This is a genomic window from Paenibacillus wynnii (genome assembly GCF_000757885.1).
GTDB lineage: Bacteria > Bacillota > Bacilli > Paenibacillales > Paenibacillaceae > Paenibacillus_AQ > Paenibacillus_AQ wynnii.
Map to the genome: position 1 here is coordinate 272,083 of NZ_JQCR01000001.1, position 11,850 is coordinate 283,932.

Here is an 11,850-nt window from a genome sequence, read left to right on the forward strand (position 1 = left end):
TTTATTTTCGGTCCTTACTCAAGCTACTTATAAAGGGGTAGGATCAGATATCTGCTGATCCAAATCCAGCTGTACCAACAACCCGGCGTGCGTAAGTCCGGCACCGAAGCCGTACATCAGAACCTTCTGGCCATTCTGCACTTTGCCTTCACGGATGCCCATATCGAGTGCCAAAGGAATCGTTGCAGCGGAGGTATTACCAAAGTTCACAAGACTATACAGAACCTTCTCCATGGAGTAGTTCATTCTCTCACTAATGGGTTCAATTATTCGCAGATTGGCGCTATGCGGGATAAACCAATCTACTTGATCCAGCTCCGTTTCTGCCTTCATAAGCAGCTGTTCGACACCTTGAGGAACCGTTCTAATCGCCCAGCGAAACACCTCTCTGCCATTCTGAACTAACATTTGTGAGTCAATCAACTCGATATCATTAATGGAGCGGGATAGAGCTGTTCGATACACATGCTGAGCCCCGCTCCCGTCACTTCCCAGATGAAAGCCGAGGAACCCCGATGACTCTTCACTTTTCTCCACCAATACGGCGCTGGCGCCGTCACCAAATAGGATGCAAGTACTGCGATCCGTATAATCTGTTATTTTAGAAATGGTATCCGCACCGATGACTAATACCTTACGATGGAGCCCTGAGGCCACAAAGCTGTTGGCTGTATGCAGTCCATATACAAAACCTGAGCAGGCCGCACTCAAATCCATAGTCCCGGAAGTCATAGGAATACCCAAACGATGCTGAATGATAGCAGCTACTGTGGGAAAGGTGAAGTCCGGTGTGCTGGTAGCCACAATTACCATGTCCACATCCTGCACGCTTTTACCGTATCGCACGATCAAATCCTCTACGGCAGCCACACATAAATCACTGGTGAACTCATCCTGCCGGCTGATTCTGCGCTCCCGAATTCCGGTCCGTTGAACAATCCATTCATCATTGGTCTCCACCATATGTTCCAGATCCGTATTAGTTAATCTTTGAGCCGGAACGTAAGATCCGATAGCTGTAATTTTAGATCCTGTCATCCCTTCACCCCTCAAATTAGTATCTAGTATTAGTACTTGGTACTAATTATAGCAAAGAGAAAGCCTGATCTGCAACTGCAGGCAAAAATTCTCAATCCATTAGAGCTTTTTTTCAGAATAGCTATGACTTCCTCAATCTTCTTCTTCTCAACCCAATAATCACAGTTACCGCCGTAAAAAGAACAAAAACGCCTACAGCAATGCCAATATTCCTAAAGTTGGGTACGTAAATCACCATACGAATGGGTTCGGAATCGATCATTTTAATATGCCAGGTTAAGGTCCTTCCGTCCTGCACTGCCGCATTGTTATCCCCAAATACATCGAAAGGTAGGGTTAGACTAAAATCAAAAGCGAAACCCTGCAGCAGCAGTCGAACTAGTGGTTTCGATAGCGTTGACGAGTCTATATTTTGCAGGATTTTATCGGAGTAGGAGCTTAAATGAAGCTGCGTCTCAACTGTATATCGGGTATACAACCACCTGTCCGTTGTCTCCACGTTCGCATCCACCAGATCGCTGTTACTGTGGCTCATCATAGACCTCAACTCTTGAAAGGAAGCGTACGTTTTCAGATATTGATACTTTGTTGAACTGCCGTCTTGGCTTTTCCGAAGTGGAATACCTACCTTCTGCAATCTAGTGATCAGGTCATCCATCTTACCGCTTACCATTGATTGTGTACGTGAATCCAGACGGAGATTGACTGCCGTATCAATGCTCCCGTTCCTATTTACGGTAACATGTGCAGATCCTTTGGCGCAGCCGGATAAAAGAAACAGCGTAAGGGCCAGTAAAACAAAGATGGAAACTTTTCGCCAACTATACAGCATTTGCTCCACCCCTCGTTAGCCCATAGATAAATTGAACAAAAAAAATAGAGCCCATTCTCTGTTAAACCCATCATACAGGTATAGAGAGCAGGCATCCATAGTTTAAGCAAAATCGACAATTTCATATAATTGGATAAGTCCAGATGAATACCTTAAGTAGTCCTCCAACAATACGTCCCTACCATCTTCGCCGGGAGTACAGCCGTGAACTGATTCCCCTCACATAACACTCGAAACACCTGCTCCGATTCGGTTTGATTGATGACCACCGCAATCACACCACCGTCAGGATTTCGGAATACAACATTCGTTACGGTATCGGTTGAGCCGTAAGTGCTCTCGATCCTTACCGCACCCCGCCGAACAAAACGGGTAAACTGCCCAAGCAAATAATATTCGGGAGTCAGCCAATAACGATCTGCCTCTGTTGCATCCTGGATGAACATTGTCGGCCCCGGTGTTCCAAGCCATTGATGGGTTCCAATTCGGCTGTCTAGCATAGTGACCCACGCATTGTAGCTGCTGGCATAGTTACGAAAATACTGTGCTATACGATGGGCTCCCTCTGTCCCCCATACTGAACGCTCCGTCAGATAAATCGGCTTATCCGGGTAGGCGGCATGAATCTCGCTCATAAGTTCCGGCTCTCCTTCATAATCGTGAAGGGCAATCCCATCTACTGCCGCAAACCCGTCTATATCATTTAATATCGGTGTTACATAAGCCCGGACATTACTGAAATTATGATCAAAAATCCAGATTTCCGTATCCAATCCATGCTCCGTAAATTCCCTTTTCAAGGCCAACGCCAACTCTTTCTGCCGCTCCGGAGACATGTAGCAGCTCGGATAATCCGTTTCCAGCAGGGGTTCATTTTGCAGGGTCATCGCATAAATAGGAATGCCCTGCTCCAGATAGGCCTGAATCGCCATTCGATAATATGTCGCAAGTGCCTCGGTGTATTCCTTACCTTCTTTTAGTTGACCTCTTAATAAGCTGCCATTGGTCTTCATCCAAGCAGGAGGACTCCATGGAGAGGCGAACACCAGAAGGTCTGGTGCAGACGCCACCAGCTGCCGGACCGTCTCTACGATCGAAAGTTCAATATCTTTTTGTATGGAGAATTGCTTCAGTTCGAAATCTGTTTCGCCATCGGCGATGTCATCATAAGTGTAAAAGGGCTGTGCTGTGAAATCAGAGGTCCCCAGGGTTAATCGGAATAGATTAAAGCCAATGCCCTGATCCCCTATACCTGTCATTTGATTCAGAATACTCGTACGTACGGAAGGACTCATCTTGGACAAGTTGTGAACCGTCGTCTCCTCCATAGAGGTGCCTATTCCCAGAATCTCCTGGTAGGTATGGTCCGGTGTGACGGTTAAGGTCGTTATTGACGCTGCTGTTGGAGCCGTCCAATGCAAATCTGCCTGACGGCTAAGCTGGTGAGTAAGTTTTTCTGAGCCTTGAAACCATCTTTTATCACCAGGCGCCGATTCCGAACTGAGCCATACTTCCACTTTGTCTGTTATTCCTGTTCTATGAATCACGATTTATATCTCTCCTTCAATATTTATTAGAAAAAGCGGCGAAAACCTCGCCGCTTTCCCAATTCTTTATTTTATTGGATTCCTTTTTCATCAAAATACTTACCGGATTCCGCTTGAACATAAGCTAGTAGTTTTTCAACACCCGCTGCCTTCAGCTTCTCACGGTAGGTTTTTAAGGAAGCATCTATATCTGGAGTCAGTCCCAGCATAAGCGGTTTACCGTACTGTTCGAACACTTGGTTCACGGCTGCCAACTCGGTTTTTACTGGCTCATAATCCAGATAGATAGGCCCGAAAATATCCTGTTTACTGATTGGCTTGAACTCTTCCTTCAGTGCATCCAGCCCATCCCAGCCTCCTTTTTCATTCTTCATATTCCCTTCATACCGCCAGCCCCAGCTTGCAATGTCATACCGAGGAGTCTCGTTCAGGTCTACGCCCGGTGCCGGAATGACAATCGTCTTATCATCTTCGCCTTTTGCCCAGTGCGTGCCTTCAATTCCGTACGTCATCAGGTTAAAGTACGCTGGATCATTACGCAGCTTGTCGAGCACCATGAGTGAACGCTCCGGGTTCTGTGAGCTCTTCGGAATCGCCATACCGTTTGCAATAGGGAGTGTAGGAATCACATAGTTGTGGAAACGGGTGAATGGGAAATACCCAATATCCATTTTCAGTCCCTTGGCTTTGATCTCATTAATGAAGCCGCCCGCACTGGACGGGTTACGCCAGTAAATAGCGCCTTGCCCAGTCTTAATGAAATCTCCGGCTTCTTGCTTAGAGGAAAGGGAGTTTTTGTTCCAGTACCCCTTTTGCTGCCACTCCTTCATTTTTTTCACCCAAGCCTCATACTCATCCGTGAAAGGAACGATCTTAATATCGCGTGGGTTCTCATAAGAAGTAGCGCCGATAATCTCACCGCTGATCATTTGGAAATCATTCCAGAACCGGAACAGACGGTTTACGTTTTCATAAGCAGCCCCGTTGATCGGAGCTATATTTTTCTTAGTTTTTACCGCATCCATATACGCTTCAATGGAAGCCAGATCCGTAAATTCCGGCAGAGCAAATTCTTTACGCCAATCTTCCCGATAGACGTAACCATCCGGTGTATACTCGGAGTTGGTATTAGGTACTGCGAAAATCCCGTCGCCCACCGTAACTGAATCCCAGTCCTGCTTCGGCACATTTCCCCAAGTCACCGGAGCATTCACGGGCAGTAGTTCTTTTAGATCCAGAAAAGCGCCTTGCTTGGACAGCTTGTAGAAGTCGGCCCAGTTGGAGGCAAAAATCATATCGATTTTTTCTCCAGAGGTTAATAACAGGTTATATTTGGTCATCCAGTCATTCCAAGTCGTAAATTTCACTTCGATGGTTGTATTCAGATCCTTCTCAAGCATTTTGTTCCATTCGGCGATTACTTTATCCTGATCCTTATGCGCATCACCAACCAGATACCAGGTAAGCTTTACCTTTTTAAGTGTCTCTTTACCCGCTTCACCTTCATTGGTAGCCTTGGTTTCATTCGTATTTGTACCTTTGTTTTCCGCTGCTCCGTTGTTATTTCCGCCCCCACAGCCCGCAACCAGCGAGATCAATAAAGACATCATAAGAACTAGCGTTAATCTCTTTGTTCTCTTTCTCACAATTGACTCCTCCTTAAAGTTTGTCACCTTGTCTATATAGATTGTACTAAAGACTTACTCGTTGGGAGTATGGCAGTTACTACAGTGAATGTTTGGACTTCCAGCCGCTGTTGTCTCCCGATTTCTTTGATTTGTACCGCTTTCCGCGGATGAAATCCGGAGACAGCTTATGCTTACGAAGCGAGCTTTCCTACGGAAAGCTTTCGGGCGGACGCTGACGCTCCTCCAGTTCCAAAATTCCCTTTCGTTACTACCGCCCCGAGGTTGTTATTTAGTTCAGTCTATATAGGTACTATAAAAATAAATGCTATGTCAGCCGGTCACCCGGTTCTAACCTTTAACAGCTCCTACAGTAAGACCTTTCACGAAGTAACGTTGAACGAATGGGTAGAGCAGAATAACCGGACCCGTGGCGATGACTGCGACAGCCATCTTTAACGTTTCTGTAGGTGGTACGACGTTTGCAGCCAGATATGACCCGTTATTCGTCTGCAGAACCGCTGCACTGGACAGGATTTTATAGAGCAGGAACTGCAGCGGGAACTTTTGATCCGATGTGATAAACATGTTGGCGTTGAACCAGTCATTCCAGTATCCAAGTCCAAGAAACAAACCAATCGTTGCCAGTCCCGGTGTGGACAGCGGAAGGATCAACTTCCAGTAAATCCGGAAATCTCCGGCACCGTCAATCTTAGCTGATTCCACAATGGATTCCGGTATAGACTTCATGAAGCTTCTCATGAGGATGATATTCCAGGCGCTAAGCAACGGTGGAAGGATCAAAGCCCAATAGCTGTCCTTCAGATCCAGATATTTCGTCATCATGATATACCAAGGGATCAGTCCGCCACTGAACAGCGTCGTGAAGTAGATAAAGAATGAAAGACTATCGCGATAAGCAAAATCCTTACGGGACAATACATATCCAGCCATTGAAGTTAGAAATAATCCCAACAGCGATCCTACTACGGTTACTCCAATAGTTACACTGTAAGCGTGATAAATCTGCTCCGGCGTACTAAATACAGATTTATAGGCTTCGAACGATACGGTGCTGGGGAAGAGCTTAAACCCCTCGGAAATGATCTCTAATTCATCCGTGAACGAACCCACAACAATGAGCCAGAATGGAATGAGACAGACTATCGATATGAGGGTCAGCAAGGTATATCCGATAAGGTTAAATATTAGTGTTTCTTTGTCATCCTTGATTTTAGTGCTTTTTTTTCTCATCCTCCGAACTTTCGGCAGCGTTTCGATCTCAGTACTCATGTTTATCCCCCCTTTAGAACAATGCGTATTCTTCGCGTGTTTTCTTGATAATGTAGTTAACAAGCATGATGATCACGAACCCGAAGAAGGACTGGTAGAGCCCCGCAGCTGTTCCCATACCGATATCGAAGTTGACGGTCAGTGAACGGAAAACGTAGGTATCAATGATATCTGTGACATCGTACAGCATGCCGTTGTTTCCGATAATTTGATAGAACAGATCAAACTGGCCTTTCATAATACCACCGAGACTGAACAGAATCAGTAATATGAAGGTAGGCATGAGCAGCGGCAGCGTGATGCGGCGGATTTGTTGAAATATATTAGCCCCATCGATCTTAGCAGCTTCGTAATATTCATCACTAATACTCATAATGGCTGCCAAATAAATGACCGTCCCGTAACCGATCCCTTTCCAAATATTGAAGAATACAATAATGTACTTCCACGGTGCCGTCTGAAGGTAGAAATCGTAAGGCTGTAACCCCAATTGCTTCAGCATGGTGTTAATGACCCCGAAATCGGAGAACAGGTTGAAGACAAAGGCTCCTACAAGCACCCAAGATAGAAAATAGGGCAGAAACATAAGCGACTGCGCTGTTTTTTTGAAAAACTTGCTGGAGAGCTGAGCTAGAAATATGGCACAGATTACCTGCATAATGTTACCCAGAATGATAAACGCCAGATTGTAGAGCACTGTATTTTTCGTCAAATTCCATAGAATACCTGACTTATACAGAAACTCGAAGTTTTTCAGCCCGATGAACTCGCTTCCGAACAGTCCCCCGTCAAAATCGAATTTGGTAAACGCGTAATATACGCCAACCATAGGTATGTAGCTGAAGATGATAAAAAACAACAGTGTAGGGGCAACCATCAGAAACAACACCTTGTTTCGATTAAACTCCCGAATGATCCCGCCTTTTCCAGGCATAATGTTATAACCTCCTCAACCTTGTCTTATTGTCATGAGCCGTTATGCTTGTTCCTCGGCTGCAATTCCCATATTAGAAGACGCCGGATAAGCGGGCAACTAACCATACCCGATATGACTCACTTTTAGCCCGAAATCGGCACTACGTTATTCCGAACACACTCCCTTTTTCCGACACAACCCAGTAGTATCAAGCCTTTTAGCAAAATAAAAGGAAGGTAGGATACGTCCTCCTACCTTCCCATTCCAACCCCTGCAGTCCAATCTTAGGCGAGAATAGCATCATCCTCATGGCCGTCATTTAGTTGTCCCCTGCCGCTTTTGCGATATTCCGCCGGCGTTACCCCGTTATGCTTTTTGAACGCTTTATAAAAGTAGGGGTTGTTCGCAAACCCGGCCTGCTCTGCAATGTCCCCGATCGAATCATCGGTCTCAATCAACAACTCACGAACCTTAGTCATCCTTACCTCCTGGATATATCCGAGGATCGTCTGAAAGGTATGCTGCTTAAATACCCTGCCAATATAAGTAGCAGACATTCCCATTTCATCCGCCAGCATTTCAAGAGATAGATTCTGATCGGCGTACCGTTCGTCAATAAACCTTCTGATGCGTCCGGGCAAATCATCCTGTCTGTTCTTCTTTTTCTCATCCATATACTTCTCCAGAAGATCGAACAGAGCCATATATCGCTTCGTAACCTCTTCAAGTGTCTCCACCTGTGTGTGCGTATACAATTGATGTGACGGAATGGTTAGTTCTTCTGAGGCCGATGAATGCTGCCGGATGGTCCGAATGGCATTTTGAACCGCGAACGTTAAATGGGAGACTGCCAGCTGATAAGAGATGTAGGAAAAGTTAACCGTTGCCCCTATGATTTCATTGAACAAGCGCTTAACTTCAACCATTCGACCAAGCATTAATTCATCCACCAGCTGTTTCTCCTTGTTCAGCGGGTATTCGTAAGGCTTAGCTTTGTTCTGCTCAACGGTTTCTGCATCAATATAACTGCCGGGACCGCTGAATACACGACTGAATGACGCTTCTACCGCCTGTTGGTAAAGGGAATGCACGGATTGTATTCCCAGACCGTTCATGCTCGATGAAATCGTTATGGATAGCTTCAAATACTCCGTGACAGCTCCTTGCAGCAGATCAGAGTAATGGCGGTAAGCTTCACCTTCGTCCTCCTCAGGGTTTGCAGCCTGAATGATAATGGCTCCGCGGTCCTCCCCCAAATCGGCTGTTGCTGCTGAACGTCCTACCCGGGTTAACAGTTCCTGAGCAATATTAAGAATGCCATAACGCAGCAGCTTTCGGTCATCGGTCGTATATTGATCCATCAGAGAGCGATAATCATCCATAGTGATCAAGAGGACACGGCATGGCTGTGAAGGGTCCAGCTTGATTCCAAAACGCTCGAACATAACCTTTGCCCGTTCAGAGTCTGTATTGGTATAACCGTTCAATAAGCCGCGAAGATATTCGGACCGCATGACCTGAAGGCTTTCGCGCTGCTCCGACTCCAGATTAACGAGACGAGAGAGCTTGTTGTTCAAGCTCGAGAATAACTTCCGGGAACCTAAATAAGAGAGTGCTAAGCCTACAAGCAGGATGGCTGCCGCAATCCACAATGTTTTGAAACGCATACTGTCGATACGCTCACTTATCACTGCATACGGAACAATACGTATATATCTCCAGCCCAAGTAATCGGGTTCGCTATAGGTAACCAGGGACTTTATGCCGTCTACAGATGAGGCAAAGTAACCGGAAGACTGACCATTTTGCAAAATACGATCAATATAAGAAGTACCTCGCATATCGGTCAGCATCGGTGTAGTCCAGCTGTTGGATACGAGACGTCCATTCTTATCGATCAGGAATGTATTCGCCGGGTCATTGGTAAGCGAGCCGTCAATATGCTTGTGAAGCTGAGTTTCTTTAATATTTACGATAATGGCATTCCTTTGGGGGCTTTTGGCAAGCGTATCATATAACAAAAAGGTGTAAGTATCCCGTTCCTTTTCAGCAATATTACCGGCCAGTCCCTCGATCCGAAGCTTACGGGGAATGGGCATCAGCGTCTCATAGTCTTCAATGTGCCGGAGCATTTTTTTCATATCCAAATCATAAAACTCCGATTCACTGAACACCGCAGGGACACTCATATCCGTGCTGACATAAAAGGTGCTGGCTTCTGCATTATAGACATAGATCGAATCAATAAAGGGAGACGTTTCCCGATAATTGGTTAATTGTTTAATCGCCGTTGAAACATCCACTGCGCTTACATTTGAAAAATTAAGCAGGTTGGCGATATTCTGATCATTGTGAATTTGTTTGGCAAAGGTTGCAGCCGTTACCGCCATAACGGAAGCCTCCTGCGTAGTCTGCGCAAGGCTGTCCATCGTCTGGTCATAGGATTGGTTCAGTGCAATTCGTTCAAAATTCAAATACAGGATACTTGATAGGATCGAAATCGTAAGAAAGACTATGACGGTCATAACGGAAAAAAACTTACCATAATACCTGTTCTCTTTTCCGCTCAACACCTTGGACATGGTACTATCCCCCTTTTACCGAAGATCCTTTAGCCATAATCGTTGAATGTAGCATAAAAAGCTGCTGCTCCGCCCGAACGCTGCCGTTCATCTGGTCAATAAGTTTCTCAGCAAGCAAAGCGCCCATTGCATACAGCGGCTGTTCCACAGAGCTTATTTTCGGTTCGACATAGTTAGTAATTCGGATATTATCTACCCCTACGACTGCCATGCTCTCCGGTATGGAGATTCTAAGCTCCGCACAGGCCTTGTACACACCCAGTGCCATTTCATCATTAGCCGTAAAAACAGCCGTGAACTTCTGGTTATCAGCCCATAATCGCTTAAATGCCTCATATCCACCTTGCTCATCGAAGTCTCCAATATCCGTTAACTCTGGTATGAATGTCAGCCCAGCGGACTCAAGTTCTTCCCGGTAACCTTCCTGCCGCCCGATGCTGTCAGGAGCATCAGCATAACCGCTAATATAGGCGATTCTGCGGTGCCCCTGTTCCATCAGATGCTGCACAACCTCCCGGCCAATTCTGATATTATCCGTGAAACAGCATGGAATGAACGGATGATTAATCTGGCGGCCAATGATTCCGATTGAATAATCCTCATCTGCGAAGGAGAATATCTCTGAATCCGTTAGCTGTGGTGTAACTAGAATCAATCCGTCGACCGTACGATTCTGCAGAAGAGAAAGAAACTCCAACTCTTTTTCCTTCTCATTTTGCGAATCACAGATTAGGATTTTATATTTAAGTCCGTTGGCAGTGTTCTCTATGCCTTTAATAATTTCTGCATTATAGGCAACCCCAATATCTGTTACTACAACGCCTAAGGTCATGGTTTTGCGGGAACGCAGCTGCTTCCCCATCGCATTAGGCGTATAATTCAATTCTTGAATAACCTGGAGCACCTTCTCCTTAGTCTTTCCTGTTACCAAAGGGCTTCCGTTCAGCACCCTGGATACGGTAGCGGGAGATACATTGGCTTTCCGGGCCACATCAATGATCTTACTGTCTCTCATATGTGTTCACGCTTTCATGGTTTGATAAAATCAATTATAGAGAGAAATGAAATCGATTTCAATAGAGAATAATCGGATCAATAAAAAAGTTCTGATTATCAATTCTCTTGATAACCAGAACTTAGTACAGACATTATCTTGTTATATAGATTGTATTAAAGACTTACTCGTTGGGAGTGTGGTAGTTACTACAGTGAATGTTTGGACTTCCAGCCGCTGTTGTCTCCCGATTTCTTTGATTTGTACCGCTGTCCGCGGATGAAATCCGGAGACAGCTTATGCTTTCGAAGCGAGCTTTCCTACGGAAAGCTTTCGGGCGGTTGCTGACGCTCTTCCAGTTCCAAAATTCCCTTTCGTTACTACCACTCCGAGGTTGTTATTTAGTTCAGTCTATATAACATATCTTTGTACATCTTAATAACACTCGTATGCATGCCCTCATGATACAGTTCAAAACTTAGAAACTGTTCCGGTGTTTCCATAGTCATTCCGCCAGATGTGGTGTAAGGCGGCACAATTGAAGTTTGCATTCGGTCGTTGAGTGCCTCGCGCATTCGCTCTTGCTGGTCCTCCAGCAAGTTCCTTAGATCTTGAAGATTAGGCAGGGCAAGGGAATCGGACACATTCAGCATCGAAGTACCATTCTCGAACAACTCCCTGTAACCCTCGGGCATATGAAGAGGAAGCCCTATGTACTGAAAAGCGAACCGTTCACAGACAACATAGACATGCCCCAATTGCCAACGAATATTATTTCGATACCCTTCAGGAATCCGATCCGCCGTTTCTTCCGTAACTCCCTCTACCGCTTTAAAGAGTCGAGACCGCACAAATGCTAACTGTCTGAACAAATAGTGTTCCATCTTTCCACTCCTTTTCAATTTGAATGTAATTTCGTATATATACTCTCACCCGAATAGTAACATATAGGATGAATGGGTGGCGAACTTGTAAAAAATGGTTGTATTCAGATTAGACCTATGTTATTTTATGACCGCAGTC

Annotated in this window: 9 protein-coding genes; all 9 read right to left on the reverse strand. The window is 45.4% G+C overall.

Features of this window, described 5'->3' with window-relative positions; genetic code table 11:
• Nucleotides 1–27: 27 nt before the first annotated feature.
• On the reverse strand, nt 28–1,038 hold the full coding sequence (locus PWYN_RS01365) for a ketoacyl-ACP synthase III (RefSeq protein ID WP_036647616.1): 1,011 nt from the start codon (nt 1,036–1,038) through the stop codon (nt 28–30).
• A gap of 121 nt (nt 1,039–1,159) precedes the next feature.
• Nucleotides 1,160–1,870: a DUF3153 domain-containing protein gene (locus tag PWYN_RS27725; protein WP_052087673.1), complete on the reverse strand. Its 711-nt coding sequence runs from the start codon at nt 1,868–1,870 to the stop codon at nt 1,160–1,162.
• Nucleotides 1,871–2,022: 152 nt separating this feature from the next.
• The gene (locus PWYN_RS01375) at nt 2,023–3,417 is read right to left on the reverse strand and encodes a glycoside hydrolase family 30 protein (protein ID WP_240479652.1); all 1,395 of its coding nucleotides are present in this window, start codon (nt 3,415–3,417) and stop codon (nt 2,023–2,025) included.
• Nucleotides 3,418–3,488: 71 nt separating this feature from the next.
• A complete protein-coding gene (locus PWYN_RS01380) occupies nt 3,489–5,063 on the reverse strand; it encodes an extracellular solute-binding protein (protein ID WP_036647619.1) in 1,575 nt (524 codons plus the stop codon).
• Between the two features lie 330 nt (nt 5,064–5,393).
• Nucleotides 5,394–6,335, reverse strand: coding sequence for a carbohydrate ABC transporter permease (locus PWYN_RS01385; RefSeq protein ID WP_052087674.1), 942 nt, complete (start codon nt 6,333–6,335; stop codon nt 5,394–5,396).
• Nucleotides 6,336–6,348: 13 nt separating this feature from the next.
• A complete protein-coding gene (locus PWYN_RS01390) occupies nt 6,349–7,269 on the reverse strand; it encodes an ABC transporter permease (RefSeq protein ID WP_036647621.1) in 921 nt (306 codons plus the stop codon).
• A 266-nt stretch (nt 7,270–7,535) separates the two neighbouring features.
• Nucleotides 7,536–9,833, reverse strand: a complete 2,298-nt coding sequence (locus PWYN_RS01395) for an AraC family transcriptional regulator (RefSeq protein WP_036647623.1) — start codon at nt 9,831–9,833, stop codon at nt 7,536–7,538.
• A gap of 4 nt (nt 9,834–9,837) precedes the next feature.
• On the reverse strand, nt 9,838–10,848 hold the full coding sequence (locus PWYN_RS01400; protein ID WP_036647625.1) for a LacI family DNA-binding transcriptional regulator: 1,011 nt from the start codon (nt 10,846–10,848) through the stop codon (nt 9,838–9,840).
• 380 nt (nt 10,849–11,228) lie between these two features.
• Nucleotides 11,229–11,711 (reverse strand): DinB family protein, encoded by a 483-nt coding sequence (locus PWYN_RS01405; protein ID WP_036647627.1) that lies wholly within the window; start codon nt 11,709–11,711, stop codon nt 11,229–11,231.
• Between the last annotated feature and the right edge of the window lie 139 nt (nt 11,712–11,850).